The sequence below is a fragment of the Modestobacter sp. URMC 112 genome (assembly GCF_053502575.1).
The window spans coordinates 3,660,353-3,677,475 of the sequence record NZ_CP199957.1; the positions used below are offsets into that span (position 1 = coordinate 3,660,353).

The 17,123-nt window shown below is 75.6% G+C and carries 16 protein-coding genes; 9 read left to right on the plus strand and 7 right to left on the minus strand.

The annotated features are described in order from the left end of the window. The first annotated feature begins 99 nt into the window (after window positions 1–99). Window positions 100–2,094, plus strand: a complete 1,995-nt coding sequence (locus tag ACWIX6_RS17315; RefSeq protein WP_448613672.1) for a putative bifunctional diguanylate cyclase/phosphodiesterase — start codon at window positions 100–102, stop codon at window positions 2,092–2,094. A gap of 86 nt (window positions 2,095–2,180) precedes the next feature. Here ACWIX6_RS17315 and ACWIX6_RS17320 read toward each other — a convergent pair whose 3' ends face one another. Beyond that, entirely contained in the window at window positions 2,181–3,005 is an 825-nt protein-coding gene (locus ACWIX6_RS17320; protein ID WP_448613673.1) for an SGNH/GDSL hydrolase family protein, read from the minus strand. 114 nt (window positions 3,006–3,119) lie between these two features. Here ACWIX6_RS17320 and ACWIX6_RS17325 point away from each other — a divergent pair, with 114 nt between their 5' ends. After that, window positions 3,120–3,905 (plus strand): transglutaminase-like domain-containing protein, encoded by a 786-nt coding sequence (locus ACWIX6_RS17325; protein WP_448613674.1) that lies wholly within the window; start codon window positions 3,120–3,122, stop codon window positions 3,903–3,905. Between the two features lie 7 nt (window positions 3,906–3,912). Here the strand turns inward: ACWIX6_RS17325 and ACWIX6_RS17330 are convergent, their stop codons facing one another. The 4 genes from ACWIX6_RS17330 to ACWIX6_RS17345 all read right to left on the minus strand — a co-directional run bounded on the left by ACWIX6_RS17330 (window position 3,913) and on the right by ACWIX6_RS17345 (window position 7,914). Beyond that, on the minus strand, window positions 3,913–5,121 hold the full coding sequence (locus ACWIX6_RS17330) for an RNA polymerase sigma factor (protein WP_448613675.1): 1,209 nt from the start codon (window positions 5,119–5,121) through the stop codon (window positions 3,913–3,915). Continuing rightward, window positions 5,118–5,465 (minus strand): YciI family protein, encoded by a 348-nt coding sequence (locus ACWIX6_RS17335; protein WP_448613676.1) that lies wholly within the window; start codon window positions 5,463–5,465, stop codon window positions 5,118–5,120. The genes ACWIX6_RS17330 and ACWIX6_RS17335 overlap by 4 nt, the downstream gene beginning before the upstream one ends. Before the next feature lie 82 nt (window positions 5,466–5,547). Continuing rightward, on the minus strand, window positions 5,548–6,345 hold the full coding sequence (locus tag ACWIX6_RS17340; protein ID WP_448613677.1) for an NAD(+)/NADH kinase: 798 nt from the start codon (window positions 6,343–6,345) through the stop codon (window positions 5,548–5,550). Between the two features lie 141 nt (window positions 6,346–6,486). Beyond that, complete coding sequence (locus ACWIX6_RS17345) at window positions 6,487–7,914, minus strand: dihydrolipoyl dehydrogenase family protein (RefSeq protein WP_448613678.1); 1,428 nt, start codon at window positions 7,912–7,914, stop codon at window positions 6,487–6,489. A 35-nt stretch (window positions 7,915–7,949) separates the two neighbouring features. Here ACWIX6_RS17345 and ACWIX6_RS17350 point away from each other — a divergent pair, with 35 nt between their 5' ends. From ACWIX6_RS17350 to ACWIX6_RS17380, 7 genes are all read left to right on the plus strand, one after another. Next, window positions 7,950–8,468: a flavin reductase family protein gene (locus ACWIX6_RS17350; RefSeq protein WP_448613679.1), complete on the plus strand. Its 519-nt coding sequence runs from the start codon at window positions 7,950–7,952 to the stop codon at window positions 8,466–8,468. Between the two features lie 210 nt (window positions 8,469–8,678). Next, the gene (locus ACWIX6_RS17355; protein ID WP_448613680.1) at window positions 8,679–9,194 is read left to right on the plus strand and encodes a sigma-70 family RNA polymerase sigma factor; all 516 of its coding nucleotides are present in this window, start codon (window positions 8,679–8,681) and stop codon (window positions 9,192–9,194) included. Continuing rightward, window positions 9,178–10,263, plus strand: coding sequence for a hypothetical protein (locus ACWIX6_RS17360; protein ID WP_448613681.1), 1,086 nt, complete (start codon window positions 9,178–9,180; stop codon window positions 10,261–10,263). Before ACWIX6_RS17355 ends, ACWIX6_RS17360 begins: the two co-directional genes overlap by 17 nt. Further along, the gene (locus tag ACWIX6_RS17365; RefSeq protein ID WP_448613682.1) at window positions 10,250–11,266 is read left to right on the plus strand and encodes an ABC transporter ATP-binding protein; all 1,017 of its coding nucleotides are present in this window, start codon (window positions 10,250–10,252) and stop codon (window positions 11,264–11,266) included. Before ACWIX6_RS17360 ends, ACWIX6_RS17365 begins: the two co-directional genes overlap by 14 nt. Continuing rightward, complete coding sequence (locus tag ACWIX6_RS17370) at window positions 11,263–12,111, plus strand: ABC transporter permease subunit (protein WP_448613683.1); 849 nt, start codon at window positions 11,263–11,265, stop codon at window positions 12,109–12,111. Before ACWIX6_RS17365 ends, ACWIX6_RS17370 begins: the two co-directional genes overlap by 4 nt. A 186-nt stretch (window positions 12,112–12,297) precedes the next feature. Further along, complete coding sequence (locus ACWIX6_RS17375; protein WP_448613684.1) at window positions 12,298–12,858, plus strand: hypothetical protein; 561 nt, start codon at window positions 12,298–12,300, stop codon at window positions 12,856–12,858. A gap of 163 nt (window positions 12,859–13,021) precedes the next feature. Continuing rightward, window positions 13,022–15,634 (plus strand): bifunctional FO biosynthesis protein CofGH, encoded by a 2,613-nt coding sequence (locus tag ACWIX6_RS17380; protein ID WP_448613685.1) that lies wholly within the window; start codon window positions 13,022–13,024, stop codon window positions 15,632–15,634. A 9-nt stretch (window positions 15,635–15,643) separates the two neighbouring features. Here ACWIX6_RS17380 and ACWIX6_RS17385 read toward each other — a convergent pair whose 3' ends face one another. Together ACWIX6_RS17385 and ACWIX6_RS17390 are read right to left on the minus strand one after the other, a co-directional pair. Next, window positions 15,644–16,057, minus strand: a complete 414-nt coding sequence (locus ACWIX6_RS17385) for a nuclear transport factor 2 family protein (protein WP_448613686.1) — start codon at window positions 16,055–16,057, stop codon at window positions 15,644–15,646. Between the two features lie 146 nt (window positions 16,058–16,203). Beyond that, the gene (locus tag ACWIX6_RS17390) at window positions 16,204–17,061 is read right to left on the minus strand and encodes an SRPBCC family protein (RefSeq protein WP_448613687.1); all 858 of its coding nucleotides are present in this window, start codon (window positions 17,059–17,061) and stop codon (window positions 16,204–16,206) included. Window positions 17,062–17,123: the final 62 nt, after the last annotated feature.

Genomic DNA, 17,123 nt, shown 5'->3' on the forward strand with positions numbered 1-17,123 from the left:
TCTGGCGGGACACCGGTCTATAACTCACCGTGACGGCACGAACACGCCTCGCCTCCGCGGTTCCGGTGCTGCCGACCGGCGATGGGTCACCCTGTCCCCGTGACGCTCTCCGCACCCCCGACCCCACCGGGCGCCTCGGAGCCGCTCCGCGCGGTCGCCGGGCAGCGGCTGCGCGCGGCCGACATGCTGCTGGCCGACCGGGGTCAGCTGGTCCGCGCCCTGTTCCTGTCCGCACCCATCGGCAAGGCCGTGATGGGCACCGACGGCCGGATGCTGGTGGTCAACGCGGCGCTGTGCGCGCTCACCGGCCGCACCGCCGAGGACCTGGTCGGCCGGCACCTGGACCTGCTCAGCCACCCCGACGACGTCCCGCTGGAGGACCAGGCGCTGGAGCCCGCGCCGGGCCGCCCGCTGCTCGACCCGCAGCTGGAGATCGTCGGCGAACGCCGCCTGCAGCGCGCCGACGGCGAGACGCTGTGGGTACACCAGAGCCGCGAGGTCGTGTACCGGACGACCGGCGAGCCGCAGTTCGTGCTGCTGTCCCTGCTGGACGTCACCGACCGCCGCCAGGCCGAGGACGACCTGGTGCTGCGCGCCTTCACCGACCCGCTGACCGGGCTGCCCAACCGCCGGGCGCTGACCGAGCGCCTGCAGCACGCGCTCGCCGTCAGCCGCCGGCGCGGGACCACCGTCGGCGTGGTGCACCTCGACCTCGACCGTTTCACCGCGGTCAACGACGCCCTGGGCCACGAGGGCGGCGACCAGCTGCTGTGCCAGGTCGCCGACCGGCTGCGCTGGAGCACCCGGGTGGAGGACATGGCCGTGCGGTTCGGCGCCGACGAGTTCCTCGTGCTGGCCGAGGAGGTCGAGGACGTCGAGTCGCTGCGCGCCCTGGCCGACCGGCTGCTCAGCGTGCTGGACGAGCCGTTCGTGGTGCACGGGCGCGAGGTCACGCTCTCGGCCGGCGTCGGGGTCACGCTCGGCTGTGACCTGGCCCCCGAGGCCCTCCTCCGCCAGGCGCACAGCGCGCTCGCCCGGGCCAAGGCCAGCGGTGGCCGCGGCCGCATCGAGTTCCACGACGGGGCGCTCACCGACGGCGACATCGACCAGCTGCAGCTGGAGACCGACCTGCGCCGGGCGGTGGAGGCCGACGAGCTGCGGCTGTTCTACCAGCCGATCGTGGCGCTCTCCGACGAGCGGCTGCTGGGCTACGAGGCGCTCATCCGCTGGCAGCACCCCACCCGTGGGCTGCTGCCCCCGGGCGCCTTCCTGTCCGCGGCCGAGGACAACCGGCTCACCTCCCGGCTCGGCGAGTGGGTGCTCCACCGGGCCTGCAAGGACGCCGCCGGCTGGGACGGCGACCTGCGGGTGCACGTGAACATCTCCGCGCGGCACCTCGCCGAGCCCGGCTTCAGCGAGCTGGTCTCCGACGCGCTGGCCGGGTCCGGCCTCGAGCCGCACCGCCTGGAGCTGGAGATCACCGAGTCGACCGCGCTCTTCGCCGCCGAGGCCACCCTGCGGTCGGTCTCGGAGGTCACCGAGAGCGGCGTGACGCTGGCGCTCGACGACTTCGGCACCGGTTACTCCGCGATCAGCGCGCTGCACCGGCTGCCCATCCACACCCTCAAGATCGACCGGTCCTTCGTCGCCGACGTGGTCGACGAGCCGGCCACCGCGGCGCTCGTCCAGGGCCTGCTGCAGCTCGGGGCCGGCATGGGCCTGCAGGTCATCGCCGAGGGCATCGAGGACGGCGAGCAGGCCCGCTGGCTGCTCGAGCACGGCTGCGCCATGGCCCAGGGCTACGCCTTCGGCCGCCCGGCGCCGCTGCCGGCCCGGGACCTCGGCGTGGTGTCCGCACCTGCCGACCTGACCCCGCTGGGCGACGCGGCCCAGCTGGCCCGGGCCGCCGGACCGGCTCCAGCGGAGCCCGCCCCCGCGCCGGTCGACCCCGCGGACCCGGCCGCCCCGGGCGCGCACGCCGTCGACCGGCTGGACGTCGAGCGGCTGCTGCGCGCCGTCGGGGACGCCGCCCCGGCCGACGACGCCGACCGGGGCTCCGGACCCGACGACCCCGAGGGCGCCGCCCCGCGCTGACGGCGCCGCCCCGCGCTGACCGCGCCGTCCCGCGGTGTCGGGGGTGTCCTCGCGGTCGACCGGGTGGGCACCCCCACACCGCGTGGTCAGCCGACGGGCGTGACCGTCGCGCGCACCGTCACCGGCGCCGGCCGCTTGGCGGCCCGCCCGTCCCCCGAGGACCGGCCGCGCAGCCGCCGGCCGATCCACGGCAGCACGAAGCCGCGGACCCAGGCGAGCTCCTGGGCGAGCACCTCGCGGGGCGGCAGCGGCGGAGCGGGCTCCAGCGGCCGGCGCCAGTCGGTGCCGTCCCCGGCGACCGGCACCCCGAGGGCCGCGGCGGCGGCGAGCGCCGTCCGGCGGTGTCCCTCGGCGGTCAGGTGGATGCGGTCGCCGGCGTCCCACAGTCGGGCGTCCTGGAGCCAGGCGGCGCCCCACTGGTCCAGCACCACGGCGCCCTGCCGGGCCGCGATCGACCAGAGGTGGGCGTTGAACACCGCGACCCGCCCCCGGGTGCGCCGGATGATCGGCGTCTTCCGGGGGTCGACGCCGGTGGCCAGCAGCACGTCTGCGCCGGCCGCCCGGAAGGACACCACCGCGGCCTCCAGGTCGGCGGCGAGCCGGTCGGGGTCGGCGCCGGGGCGCAGCAGGTCGTTGCCGCCGGCGACCAGGCTCACCAGGTCCGGTCCGGCGGCGAGGGCCACCGGCACCTGTTCGGCCAGCACCTGGGCCAGCAGCCGGCCGCGGACGGCGAGGTTCGCGTACTCGACCGACCCGGTGGGCGCGGCCGCCGCGAGGTGCCCGGCGAGCCGGTCGGCCCAGCCGAGGTACCCGTCGGCGGTGCCCGGATCGGGGTCGCTCAGGCCCTCGGTGAAGGAGTCGCCCAGCGCGACGTAGCGCTGCCAGGTACGGCGGTCACTGCCCGGTTGCACGTCCCCACTGCACCATGCCCGGCCGCCGGGACGGGACCGGGGGGAGGCCACCGTGGCCGATCGCACACCCTCCCGTCACCTGCCGGGAACACGGGGCGGTGAGCATGTGCGGTCATGCGCACCGACGTCGCCTGCTCGCTGACCGTCTCCTCCACCGTCCCGGCGACGGCGCTGCTGCAGGTCGCCGTGGCGGCGCCCGGGCTGGAGCGGCTCACCGTGCTCACCGACGGCCGGCCGGTGGACGCCGCCGAGGTGCGGGTGGACGGCGCCCGGGTGCACCGGCTCGAGCTGCCGGCCGGCGACACGGTGATCACCTACAGCGCGCAGGTCGAGTCGGCCGGGAGCCCGCGCCCGGTGACCCCGGCCGAGTGGGCCGAGTACGTCCGGCCCAGCCGCTACTGCCCCGCCGACCAGCTCACCGGGTACGCGCTGCGCGAGTTCGACCGGTCGGTGCCGCGGGCGGAGCTGGTCGCCGGGGTCGCGGCCTGGGTGCACGACCGGCTGGTCTACACCTCCGGCTCCTCCCGGCCGGTGGACACCGCGGTCGACACGCTCCTGTTCGGGCAGGGCGTGTGCCGGGACTACGCGCACCTCACCATCACGGTGCTGCGCGCACTCGAGGTGCCGGCCCGGCTGGTCGCGGTCTACGCGCCGGGGCTGTCGCCGATGGACTTCCACGCCGTGGTCGAGGCGGACGTCGGCGGGACCTGGCAGACCGTCGACGCCACCCGGCTGGCCCCGACGTCCGCGCTGGTGCGGATCTGCTCCGGCCGGGACGCGGCCGACACCGCGTTCCTCTCCCTCTTCGGCGGCCGGGCGACGATGGGCACGGTGGAGGTCACCGCGACGGTGGACGGCGAGCTGCCCGCCCCCAGCGACGAACCGTTCCCCCTTCCCTAGGACCGGGTCAGGCCAGCGAGTCGAGCCGGCGCTGGAGGAAGGCCCGCTCGGCCTCGGTGCCGGCGCGGGCGAGCGCGGCCCGGTAGGCCGTCGCCGCCTCCGCCCGCCGGCCGAGCCGGCGCAGCAGGTCGGCCCGGACGGCGTGCAGCAGGTGGTGCTCCCCGAGGTCCAGGTCCTGGACGAGGGCCAGCGCCGCGGCGGGGCCGTCGACCTCGGCGACCGCGACCGCGCGGTGCAGCGCCACCACCGGCGTGGGCGTCAGCGTCAGCAGCAGGTCGTAGAGCTGCACCACCTGGGCCCAGTCGGTGTCCGCCGCCGTCGGGGCGTCGGCGTGCACCGCGGCGATCGCCGCCTGCACCTGGTACGGACCGGGCTCGCCGCGGTCCAGGCACCGGCGGACCAGCGCCTGCCCCTCGGCGATCATCGCGCGGTCCCACCGGCCGCGGTCCTGGTCGGCGAGCAGCACCAGGTCGCCGGCCGGGGTGGTGCGCGCCGCACGGCGGGCGTCGGTGAGCAGCATGAGGGCCAGCAGCCCGGTCACCTCCGGCTCGTCGGGGAACAGCTCGGTGAGCTGGCGACCCAGCCGGATCGCCTCGGTGCACAGCTCCTCCCGGACCAGCCGCTCCCCGGCGCTGGCGGAGTGGCCCTCGGTGAAGACCAGGTAGACGACGGCCAGCACCGACCGCAGCCGCGCGGGCAGGTCCTCCGCGGACGGCACCCGGTACGGGATGCGGGCAGTGCGGATCTTGCCCTTGGCGCGCACGAGCCGCTGGGCCATCGTGGCCTCGGGCACCAGGAAGGCCCGGGCGATCTCCGCGGTGCTGAGCCCGCCGAGCAGCCGCAGGGTGAGCGCCACCTGGGCGGCCGGGGACAGCGCCGGGTGGCAGCAGGTGAACAGCAGCCTCAGCCGGTCGTCGCGCACCGGGCCGTCCTCCGCCGGCTCGTCCGGCCCGTGCAGCAGGGCCGCCTCGGCCAGCTTGGCGGCCCCCACGGACTCCCGGCGCAGCCGGTCGATGGCCCGGTTGCGGGCCGTGGTGATGATCCAGCCCGCGGGGCTCGGCGGCACGCCGCGCTCGGGCCACGTGGCGACCGCCGCGGTGAACGCGTCCGCGACCGCCTCCTCGGCGAGGTCGATGTCGCCGAGGAGGCGGACCAGGACGGCGACCGCCCGGCCGTGCTGCTCACGGAAGACCTGCTCGACGGGGGTCCGGGTCACCACACGAACGGCCGGACCTCGATCGGCAGCCCGATGGCGGCGACGTACTCCCGTCCCCAGCGCAGGGCCTCGTCCAGGTCGGCGACCTCGATGACGGAGAACCCGCCGACGTACTCCTTCCCCTCGGCGAACGGGCCGTCGACGGTCAGCACCTCGTCCCCCTTCGGCCGCAGCACGGTGGCCGACGACGGCGCGGCCAGCCCGCCGGCGAAGACCCAGGCGCCGGCCTCCCGGACGCGGGTCTGCACCGCCTCGACCCGGGCCATGATCTCGGTGAGCTGGTCGGGGGTGGGCGGCTTCGCGCCCTCGGCCGGCGTGACGACGCTGAGCAGGTACTGGGTCATGGGGTGCTCCTCTCCGCGGGACCGGCCCGCTGCCGGCTCCCACCCCCTGTACGAACGGGGACCGGGCAGATCGACACCGCGCTCAGGAACGTGCCGACGCGCCACCGGGCTGCTGCCTGCGGAGGTCCTCGGGCACCAGCTCGACGAGCTCCTCGGGCAGCACCGGCAGGTCCAGCAGGGACAGCTTCACCCGGCTGCGCGCGGCGGCCGGCGAGTCGTCGATGCGAACCAGCAGGCCGGCGTCCCGGCGGACGGTCACCCGCAGCTCGTCGCCGGCGCTGCACTCGCCGCTGGGCACGCCGTCCAGCTCCAGGGCCGGGCGGCCGCCGGTCAGCTCCAACTGCAGCGGCTCGTCCGCCCCGACCAGCACGGTCCGGCTGATCCCGTTCAGCGGCGCCGACGGGGTGACCAGGATGCCCTCGGCGCCCGGGCTCATCACCGGCCCACCGGCGGCGTAGTTGTAGGCGGTCGACCCCATCGGGGTCGACATGATCAGGCTGTCGCAGCGGTAGCGCCCGTAGCGGCGGCCGGACACCGAGAGGGTCGCCTCCACGACGCCCTCGCCCCAGGACGCCCTCGTCCCACGGCCCCCTCGCAGGGTCCCGCCACGAGCGTGCGAGTGGCGGGGGGCGAGGGGGTCCTGTCGCAGGCAGCTGCGCGACTCGATCGTGGACCGCCCCTCGGCCATCGCGACGAGCGCGGCCTCCAGCTCCCGGGCCTCCACCTCGGCCAGGAAGCCCAGCCGCCCGAAGTTGACCCCGAGGACCGGCACGGGCGCGGCGTGCACCAGCCGCATGGCGCCCAGCAGGGTGCCGTCGCCGCCCAGGGCGATGATCCCGTCGCAGTCGCGGGCGAGCTCGGCGACGTCGACCGGCCGCACCCCCGCCAGCCCGGCCCCGTCCTGGCGTGCCCTGAGCTTGCGAAGGGCTCGGGGACGGGGTCCTTCTGCTGCTCCACCGCTCGCGAGCAGTCGCGGCGCGGGTGCAGCACCAGGCCGATCCTGGTCCCGTCGTGCACCGGCTCAGCCCCGGAAGGTCTCGAGCAGGCGCAGCCACACCTCGCTGATCGTCGGGTAGGACGGGACGGCGTGCCACAACCGGCCGATCGGCACCTCGCCGACGACCGCGACGGTCGCCGAGTGCAGCAGCTCGGCCACGCCGACGCCGACGAAGGTGACCCCAAGCAGCACCTCGCGCTCGGTGTCCACCACGGCGATCGCCGTCCCGGTGTACCCGTCGGCGAACAGAGCGGCCCCGGCGACGCCCCCCATGTCGTACTCGACGACCCGGTGCGGCAGGCCGGCGTCGGCGGCCTGCGCGGCGGTCAGCCCGACCGCGGCCACCTGCGGGTCGGTGAAGACCACGCTCGGGGTGGCCCGCCGGTCGGCGGTGGCCACGAACGGCGACCAGTCGGCCAGGTCGACCTGCTCGCCGCGGGCGCGGGCGACGATCGCGGCACCGGCCTGCCGGGCCTGGTACTTGCCCATGTGGGTGAGCTGCTTGCGGCCGTTGACGTCGCCGACGGCGTAGAGCCAGCCACCGGGGACGCCGGGGACCTGCAGCGACTCTTCCACGTCGAGGTACCCGCCGCCCTCCAGACCCACGGTCTCCAGGCCGAGCTCCGCGGTGTTGGCGGCCCGCCCGGTGGCCACCAGCATCTCGTCGCCGCGGACGTCCCCGTCGGCGGTGGTGACCACGACCCCGTCGTCGTCCCGGCGGGCGGCCCGCACGTCGGCACCCAGCCGGACGTCGACGCCCAGCTCCCGCAGGGCGGTCAGCACCGCCTCGCCGGCTGCCGGTTCCAGGTCGGGCAGCAGCCGGTCGCCGCGCTGGAGGAGGGTCACCGACGAGCCCAGCTGCTGCCAGGCGGTGGCCATCTCGCAGCCGACGTAGCCGCCGCCGACCACCACCAGCCGGCCGGGCGCCTCCTCCGCGCTGGTGGCCTCCCGCGGGGTCCAGGGCCGGACGTCGGCCAGCCCGTCGACGGGCGGCACGGCGGCTCGCGACCCGGTGCAGACGGCGACCGCATGCCGGGCGACCAGCGTCACCTCGGTGCCGTCGTCCCGGGTCACCACCACGCGGCAGGGTCCGGCCAGCCGTCCCCGGCCCCGGACCAGGTCGATCCCGGCGCCCTGCACCCACTCGACCTGGCTCGAGTCGTCCCGGTCGTGGGTGAAGGTGTCCCGCCGGGCCAGCGTGGCGGCGACGTCCTGCTCGCCGGTGACCGCCGCGGCGGCGCCCTGCACCGCGCGGGCCGCGGCGATCGCCTCGCTGCCGCGCAGCAGCGCCTTGCTGGGCATGCACGCCCAGTAGGAGCACTCGCCGCCGACCAGCTCGGACTCGACGAGGACAGCGCTGAGGCCGCCGCGCACGACGACGTCGGCGACGTTCTCACCGGTCGAGCCGGCGCCGAGCACGATGACGTCGTGGGTCTGGTCTACCTCGGTCACCCGGCCATCCTGTCCGTTGTGCTCCACTGACCGCCATGCCGGTCGACGCCGCGGAGTACGCCGCCGCCCTGCGCCAGTACGCCGCGGGGGTCGCGCTGATGACGGTGCGCGACGACATCGACGACGTCGGGACGACGGTCACCTCGGTGATGAGCGTGTCGGCCGAACCGCCGCTGGTCGCCGTCGGCCTGGCCGCCGAGGGCTATCCGGCCGAGGTGCTGGAGGCCGTCGGCTCCTGCGCGCTCAACGTGCTCGCCGCCGGGCACGGGATCCTGGCCAGCCGGTTCTCCTCCGCCGGCCGGCCCAGCGCCCGGCACCTGCTGGAGACGGTGCCGTGGCACCGGGCCGAGCACAGCGGCGGCATCGTGCTGGACGGGGCGCTGACCGCGCTGGACTGCCGGCTGGACTCGCTGGTCCCGGCCGGCAGCCACGTGCTGGCCCTGCTCACCGTGGAGGCCGTCCCGGTGCTGGGCGACGGCGACCCGCTGCTCCGGCTGCGCGGCCGGTGGACCGACGGGTCCGGCCAGGCGCCCCGCCGTCCTCCAGGGGGCTGACGGCCCTGGCCACGTCCAGAGGCGCTCGCCCTGAGCTTGCGAAGGGTGAGGGGGACGTGGTCCTTCTTGTCACATCCGGACCGGCCGCGGTGCTGTATGGATGTGGACCTCACGAGACGGCGCGCGCCGGCCGCAGCCCTGTCGCCCGCCGTGGCACTGACCGCCGGGTGGGCCGCCGCCCCGGGACGGATCGAGCGGGAGGACGGAGCCGTGTCGAGTCCGCCGACCCGCGCAGCGGTGCGCGAGGACCTCGAGACGGTCTTCCGGGCCGACTACGCCCGGGTCGTCGCGGTGGCCGCCCGGGTGCTCGGCTCCCGGGACGAGGCCGAGGACGTGGCGCAGGAGGTCTTCCTGTCCTTCAGCCGCTCCGCCGTGCCGGCCGCCGAGGCACCGCGGTGGCTGTCCGTGGCCGCCGTGCACACCGCCCTGAACGTGCTGCGCTCCGGCCGCCGGCGCGCGGCCCGCGAGCAGGTGGCCGGCGACGACCCGGTCGCCCCCGACGTCGCCGACGCCGTGGTCGTCCTGGACGAGCGCGGCCGGGTGCGGGCGGCGCTGGCCAGGCTGCCGCACAAGCAGGCCGCCGCCCTCGTCCTGCGGCACAGCGGGCTGAGCTACGCCGACGTGGCGGCAGCCCTCGACCTCTCCCCCGGCAGCGTCGGCACCACCGTCCGCCGCGCCGAATCCGCCCTGCGCAAGGAGTTGAACGCACATGCGTCATCCGACTGACGGCACGCTGCGCCGGCTGATCGACGAGCCGGCCGGCGTCCCCGACACCGACCGCGCACACATCGCCGGCTGCGACACCTGCCGGGGGGACCTGGACCGGATGCGCTCCGACGCCCGGCTCGCCGCCGCCGCCCTGGACGTGCCCGGGGACGTGGACGTCGACGCCGGCTGGGCGCGCCTGTCCACGGCCGTCCGTCCGGCCACCCGCCCGGCCGGCCGGACGGCGGTCGTCGCGCGGCCCGCCGGCTGGCGGACCGCGGTGCGCAAGCCCGCGGTCGCCGCCCTCAGCGCGGTGCTGCTGGTCACCGGGGCCGGGGTCGCGGCGGCCAACGACTGGCTGCCGATCTTCAGCACCGAGAGCGTCGACCCCGTCGAGATCACCTCGACCGAGCTCGTCCAGCTGCCCGACCTGTCCGCCTACGGTGACCTCCAGCTCACCCAGGAGCCGCAGACCGAGCAGGTGGCCGACGCCGCGACCGCGCGCGAGCGCACCGGTCTGGAGGTCCCCGAGGTCGACGGGCTGCCCGAGGGCGTGACCGGTGACCCGGTCTACCAGGTGGCCGGCGTCGTCGGCGCGACCTTCACCTTCTCGGCGGAGAAGGCCGCGCAGGCGGCCGCCGCCGAGGGCGAAGTCCTGCCGCCCCCGCCGGCCGGGCTGGACGGCAGCTCGCTGCGGCTGGAGGCCGGACCGGGTGTCGCGGCGGTCTGGGCGCAGCCCACCGGCGTCCCCACCATGGTGGTGGCGCACGTCGTCGCGCCGCAGGTCTACTCCTCCGGCGTGCCGTTCGAGACGGTGCGCGACTACCTGCTGTCCCTCCCGGGCCTCCCGGACGGGCTGGCGGATCAGCTGCGCGACCTGTCCGCGGACGGCTCGACGCTGCCCCTGCCCGTCCCGGCGGAGATGGTGACCACCGACACCGCCGACGTCGACGGCTCCTCCGCGACGGTGCTCACCTCCCGCGACGGGTTGTTCGCCGGTGTGGTCTGGGTCGAGGACGGTGTGATGACCGGCGTCGCCGGGTCGCTGAGCGCCGACGAGCTCCTGGCGGTCGCCCGTGGCCTCGGCTGACGCCACCGTCCGGCGGGTGCCCGGCGGCACCACCGCTGCCGGGCCCGAGGACGACGGGTCCACCGGGCTGCCGCCGTCCCCGGCGGTCTGGTGCTCCGGGCTGCGCAAGCGGTACGGACGCCAGACTGCCGTGGAGGACGTCTCGTTCACCGTCGCCCGCGGCGAGGTGCTCGGCCTGCTCGGCCCCAACGGCGCCGGGAAGACCAGCGTCATCAAGATGCTGCTGGGCCTGGTCCGGCCCGATGCCGGCGAGGTGCTGCTGCTGGGGAGGCGGTCGTCCGACCCGCGGTCCCGCAGTGCGGTCGGGTACCTGCCCGAGCTGTTCCGCTACCAGCCGTGGCTGACCCCGGCCGAGGTGCTGGACCTGCACGTCCGGCTCGCCCGCGCCCGGGTCGACCGCGCCGAGCAGCGTGAGTGCCTGGCGCTCGTCGGCCTCGCCGACCGGGCCGACGACCGGCTGGGCGGCTTCTCCAAGGGCATGCAGCAGCGGCTCGGGCTCGCCGTCGCGCTGGTCGCCCGCCCGGAGCTCGTCGTCCTCGACGAGCCGACCAGCGCACTGGACCCGATCGGCCGGGTCGACGTCCGCGACCTGGTGCTCGCGCTGAAGTCGCGGGGCGTCGCGGTGCTGCTCAACTCGCACCTGATCGGCGAGGTCGAGCGGGTCTGCGACCGGGTGGTGATCCTCGACAAGGGCCGGGTGGCCGCGTCCGGGACGCTGGCCGAGCTGCTCGGGAAGCGTGAGGTCCGGCTGCGGCTGGGCACCGCGGACCGGCGCGCGGAGGACCGGCTGCGGGCGGCCGGCCCGCTGACCCGCGAGGGCGACTGGTTCACCGTCGCCCTCGGAGCCGACGACGACGGCGTCACCGTGCCCGACCTGGTGCGCGACCTGGTCGCCCTGGGCGTCCGGGTGCACGCCGTCGAGCCGGTGCGGATCAGCCTCGAGGAGCGCCTGCTGGGCATCCTGCGCCACGAGGAGCCCCACTCCGAGGAGGTCGCGCGATGACCGCGCTCACGATCGCCGGACTCACCCTGCGCGAGGCAGCCCGGCGCCGGGTCGTCTGGGCGCTGCTGGCGCTGACCGTGGTGCTGCTCGCGCTCAGCGGGTGGGGCTTCTCGAAGCTGATCGGCCTGGACACCGAGCTCGGCACGATGACCAGCGGGGAGGCCCGCCTGGTGGCCTCGGTGCTGCTCAACCTGATCATGTTCGGGATGAGCCTCATCGCGGCGATCGGGACGGCGTTCCTCGCCGGGCCGACGGTCGCCGGCGAGGTGGAGTCCGGGCAGGCGCTGGCGGTCCTGGCCCGCCCGGTCCGCCGCTCGGCGGTGCTGTTCGGCAAGTGGCTGGGGCTGGCCGCCTTCGGCTGCGGGTACGTGGTGCTGGCCGGCCTGGCGCAGATGCTGGTCGTCCGGGGGACGGTCGGCTACTGGCCCCCGGCTCCCGCCACCGGGCTGGCGCTGCTCGCGGCCGAGACGGTGGTGCTGCTGACGTTGGCGCTCCTGCTGTCCAGCGTGGTCTCCCCGATGGCGTCGGGCATCATCGCGGTCGGGCTCTTCGGGGCGACCTGGATCGCCGGTGTGGTCGGCGGGCTCGGCGGGGCGCTGGGCAACGAGGGCGTCGAGCGCGTGGGCGCCGTCTCCCGGGTCCTGCTGCCCACCGACGGGTTGTGGCGTGGGGCGATGAACGCCTTCCAGGACCCGATCGCGCTGCCCCAGATGGGCGCCGGCGAGGCCGGGTTCCCCTTCCTCGCCGACGCCCCGCTGACGCCGGTCTACCTCGTCTGGGCCGCGGTGTGGGTGGCGGTGATCTGGGGGCTGACCGCGCTGTCCTTCCAGCGCCGCGACGTGTAGGACCAGGACGAGACGCGGCGACGTTCCCGGGGGAACGTCGGGACGCCTGCACCCAGTTCCCTCGGGCGGCCCCCTCGGAACATCCAGGGGTCGTGGGGACTCGGCCGAAGGGGCTCAACTGCACATCGGGCCGTCCGTGCCGATCCTCGGGCAGACACGTGCGCCAGACGTGGTGCCGACTGGGAAGTGATCATGGCTGTGTCCCCTGAGAGCATCCCCGGCGCCGAGCGCATCCTGGTCCGTTCCGAACCCGTGTGGCGCGCCTTCGCGGCTGTCTCGTCGTTCGCACGTGCCGCCGCAGTCCTCGCTCCGTGGGCGGACACGGGATCCCGGATCGGCGGACCGGCAGTGGCGGGCACCTTCTTCGCCGCTGCGTCGTCCGGCGCCACCGCACGCTGGGCGACCCGCGGTCGGACGCTGATCGGCCGGACCTTCTTCCGCGTCATCTCCTTGGACGCCAGTCAGGTCCACCAAGCGCAGGAGAAACGCGGTGTCGCTGTCATGACCTCGGACGGGCGGTCGCTGGCTCTGACCGGTGAGTCCAAGCAGATCGGGGCCTGGCTCACCCGTCACCGAACCGCGCGTGAGGCGGCACGCATCCGAGCCTGGCTCCTCGAGCAGACGGGCACTTGTGCACCGGCGGTGGAGGGCCCGGAATCGCGTGTCCGCTGGAGCACGCTGGGAGGGATGGTGCTCGCGGCACTGCTGGCGCCGGCGGGCGCAGCCGTCGTCGAGTTCATCGGCTGAGAAGGCGTACTACGCCGCCAACGGGCCCGTCGCTTCGCGAGATCTGCGGTCTGGTGGCCCGCAGGCGCCCGAGGGCCACCAGACCGCAGATCTCGCGGGCACCGCACGAGGCCGGGGGGCCGGAGTACCGGAGCAGCCCGTCCCGGGCATAGCGTCGGGGGCGATGAGCCAGTCGCCGCTGTCCCCGTCGTCGTCCGCTCTCCGCCGCGCGCTCGTGCGGGCGGAACGCGGCGTGTCCCTGGACGCCACCGAGGCCGAGACGCTGCTGCACGCCCGCGGCCTGGGCGAGGGGGACCCGCTGGACCGGCTGCTGACCGCGGCCTCCCGGGTGCGCGACGCCGGGCTGGCCTCGGCCGGGCGGCCCGGGGTGGTCACCTACAGCCGCAAGGTGTTCATCCCGCTGACCCGGTTGTGCCGCGACCGCTGCCACTACTGCACGTTCGTCACCACCCCCGGCCGGCTCCGCAAGGACGGCGAGGCCCCGTTCCTCTCCCCCGACGAGGTCCTGGAGATCGCCCGGGCCGGCGCCGCGCTCGGCTGCAAGGAGGCGCTGTTCACCCTCGGCGACCGGCCCGAGGACCGCTGGCCGGTCGCCCGGGAGTGGCTGGAGGCGCACGGCTTCGACTCCACGCTGGGCTACCTGCGGGCGATGGCGATCCGGGTGCTGGAGGAGACCGGGCTGCTCCCCCACCTCAACCCCGGGGTGCTCAGCTGGGAGGAGGTCCAGCGGCTCAAGCCGGTGTCGGCGTCGATGGGGATGATGCTGGAGACGACGGCCACCCGGCTGTGGTCCGAGCCCGGCGGCCCGCACCACGGCTCCCCGGACAAGGAGCCCGCCGTCCGCCTCCGGGTGCTGGAGGACGCCGGCCGTTCCGCCGTCCCGTTCACCACCGGGGTGCTGCTGGGCATCGGGGAGACCTACGCCGAGCGGGTCGAGGCCATCGCGGCGATCCGCGCCTCGGCCCGCCGCCACCAGCACGTGCAAGAGGTCATCGTGCAGAACTTCCGGGCCAAGCCGCGGACGGCGATGGCCGCGCACGAGGACCTCGGGCTGCAGGAGTACGTGGCCGCCGTCGCCGTCACCCGGCTGCTGCTCGGGCCCGCCGCCCGGGTGCAGGCGCCGCCCAACCTGTCCGACGCCGCCGAGCTCGGGCTGCTGCTGCGTGCCGGGGTCGACGACTGGGGCGGGGTGTCGCCGCTGACCCCCGACCACGTGAATCCCGAGCGCCCGTGGCCGCACATCGACACGCTGGCCGCGCTGACCGCCGAGGCCGGGTTCACCCTGCGCGAGCGGCTGGCCGCCCAGCCGGGCTACGTGACCCAGCCGGAGCCGTGGCTGGACCCCCGGGTGCGGCCGCACGTGTCCGCGCTGGCCGGACCGGACGGGCTCGCCGTCGAGGGCCGGGTCCCCGTCGGGCTGCCCTGGCAGGAGCCGGACGAGGCGTGGGGCGCGACGGCCACCGGCCGCACCGAGCTGCACGTCGAGGTGGACACCGTCGGGCGCACCGGCGACCGGCGGAGCGACTTCGACGCCGTCTACGGCGACTGGGCGGAACTGCGCGAGGCCACCGTCGCCGCCCGGGACGGGCGCTCGACCGCCATCTCGGTCGGCGACCCGGCTGTGCGCGCCGCCCTCAGGCACGCCGAGTCCGACCCGGCCGGGCTGTCCGACGCCGAGTACCTGGCGCTGCTGGGCGCCGACGGCGGCGACCTCGACGCGCTGGCCGCGCTCGCCGACGACGTCCGCCGGCAGGTCAACGGCGACGACGTCACCTACGTGGTGAACCGGAACATCAACTTCACCAACGTCTGCTACACCGGCTGCCGGTTCTGCGCCTTCGCCCAGCGGCGCACCGACGCCGACGCCTACACGCTGTCGATGCAGCAGGTGGGCGACCGGGTCGACGAGGCCTGGGCCGGCGGGGCGACCGAGATCTGCATGCAGGGCGGCATCCACCCCGACCTGCCCGGCACCGCGTACCTCGACCTGGCCCGGGAGGTGAAGTCCCGCCGTCCCGACATCCACCTGCACAGCTACTCGCCGATGGAGGTGGTCAACGGGGCGGCCCGCACCGGGCTGTCCTTCCGCGACTTCCTCGTCGCGGTCAAGGAGGCGGGCGTGGACAGCCTGCCGGGGACGGCGGCGGAGATCCTGGACGACGACGTCCGGTGGGTGCTCACCAAGGGCAAGCTGCCGACGGCCACCTGGCTGGAGGTGGTCCGCACCGCGCACTCGGTGGGGCTGCCGACGACCTCGACGATGATGTACGGGCACGTCGACACCCCGGCGCACTGGGTCGCCCACCTGCGCACCCTGGCCCGCCTGCAGGACGAGACCGGCGGGTTCCGGGAGTTCGTGCTGCTGCCGTTCGTGCACCACAACGCGCCGATCTACCTGGCCGGGGTCGCCCGACCGGGGCCGACCAACCGGGAGAACCGGGCCGTGCACGCCGTCGCCCGGCTGCTGCTGCACGGCCGGATCGACAACGTCCAGACGAGCTGGGTCAAGCTCGGTGACGCCGGCACCCGGACGATGCTCGACGGCGGGGCCAACGACCTGGGCGGCACGCTGATGGAGGAGACGATCAGCCGGATGGCCGGGTCGGGCAACGGCTCGCTGAAGACCATCGCCGAGCTGGAGGCGATGGCCGCCGGCATCGGCCGGCCGGCCCGGCAGCGCACCACCGAGTACGGGACGCCGTCGGCCGAGCGGATGGCCACGGCGCGGTCGGAGGAGGGCCGCCGCGCCCTGACCCTGTCGATCACCCCCGCCTGAGCGGGCGGGTCAGATCCCCAGCACCCGCGCCAGCTGCCGGGTGTCGACGTACTGCTGGAACCGCACGACCTTGCCGTCGCGCAGGTCCCAGACGTGCGCCACCTGGGCGTCCAGCGGCCGGCCGGTGGACCGGCTCCGGGTCGCGCGGTACCGGCCCAGCACGACCACCGTGTCGCCGTCGGTCAGCAGCCGGTCGACCTGGATGGTGAAGCCCTCGTAGGACTGCGCGATCCGGGCGAACACCCCGTCGACCACCTGCTGGGGGCCGATGAAGGGGTGGCCCGGGTGCCAGGGGTTGCCCTCGGCCTCGTTCCACTCGATCTGCTCGTCGAAGACGGCGAGCACCGCGGGGACGTCGCCGCGCGCGAAGGCCTCGTACGCGTCCCGGACGATCGTGGCGTTGTCGGTGACCGTGCGTGTCATGGCGACTCCTGGCCCGCTGCTGGGGTGCCGAGGGTAGGGCCGCGGGCAGGGCTCCTCCAGGGTCCGCGGACCCTGTCCGGGGCGCCCCCCGGGCAGGCGCCGGCCGGGCCGGTGGAGGAGACGCCTCCCCCACCGGCCCGCGCAGATCAGCGCTGGCTGCCGCCGCCGACCATGGGGTCGTCGCCGTCGCCCCTGACGCCTCGCTCGACGCCCTCGGTCGAGGAGTCGGCGGAGTACCCGGCCGGCGCGGACTCGTCGACCAGCACGTCGTCGCGGACGGCGTCGGCCGGCGGCTGGTCCACGATGGTGACCTCCGGCGACTGCACGACCCCGTCGGGCCGGGCGGTCTCCTGCGCCGGCGGTGCCGCCTGCTGCGGCTGCTCGGTCTGCTGGCCGCTCTTCGACGCGGCCACCGCGGCGCCGGCCGCCGCCACACCGGCCACGGCCGCGGCCGCGCCGGCGACGATGCCCGTCGTCGACATCCCGGCCTTGCCGCTGTCCCCGCGGGTCATGGCGGCGGCCTCGACACCGGGGGTGCCGACGCCGACGCCCTCGTTGATCGAGCCGCGCCATGCGCCGGTGGCGTAGCCCTCGTCCTCGACGAGCGCCTTGAAGCGCTGCAGGTCCGAGTTCACCTGGCGCTCCACGATGCCGAGCTTGTCGCCGACCTGCTCCACGACGCCCTCGGGCTCGTACTCCAGCGTCAGGTACACCATCGTCGACATCGGGCCCAGCGACTCGAAGCGGACGGCGCCGGCGTTGGTCGCGCCCTCGGTGGCGGCCCAGGCGATCTTCTGGTCGGGCACCTGCTCGAGGATCGCCGCCTCCCACTCCCGGCGGACCCCGGCGATCTCCGCGGTCCAGTGCAGCCGCTGGTCGTCGTGCTGGTGCACCTCGCTGACCCCGCCCATGAAGTGCGGGAAGTCCTCGAACTGGGTCCACTGGTCGTACGCCGTCCGCACCGGTACGTCGACCTGGATCGACTTCTCCACCCTGGTGGTCATCGCTGTTCCTCCTCCGTCGCAGGACGCTCGTCGCGAGCCTGCACGGGGCGCTACCCCGGGTC

Excerpts from the sequence above, each read along its gene's own strand:
- ACWIX6_RS17385 (WP_448613686.1), bottom strand. The coding sequence starts at position 16,057 with ATGACACGCACGGTCACCGACAACGCCACGATCGTCCGGGACGCGTAC.
- ACWIX6_RS17350 (WP_448613679.1), top strand. The coding sequence starts at position 7,950 with ATGCCGGTCGACGCCGCGGAGTACGCCGCCGCCCTGCGCCAGTACGCC.
- ACWIX6_RS17360 (WP_448613681.1), top strand. The coding sequence starts at position 9,178 with ATGCGTCATCCGACTGACGGCACGCTGCGCCGGCTGATCGACGAGCCG.
- ACWIX6_RS17380 (WP_448613685.1), top strand. The coding sequence starts at position 13,022 with ATGAGCCAGTCGCCGCTGTCCCCGTCGTCGTCCGCTCTCCGCCGCGCG.
- ACWIX6_RS17335 (WP_448613676.1), bottom strand. The coding sequence starts at position 5,465 with ATGACCCAGTACCTGCTCAGCGTCGTCACGCCGGCCGAGGGCGCGAAG.
- ACWIX6_RS17370 (WP_448613683.1), top strand. The coding sequence starts at position 11,263 with ATGACCGCGCTCACGATCGCCGGACTCACCCTGCGCGAGGCAGCCCGG.
- ACWIX6_RS17325 (WP_448613674.1), top strand. The coding sequence starts at position 3,120 with ATGCGCACCGACGTCGCCTGCTCGCTGACCGTCTCCTCCACCGTCCCG.
- ACWIX6_RS17390 (WP_448613687.1), bottom strand. The coding sequence starts at position 17,061 with ATGACCACCAGGGTGGAGAAGTCGATCCAGGTCGACGTACCGGTGCGG.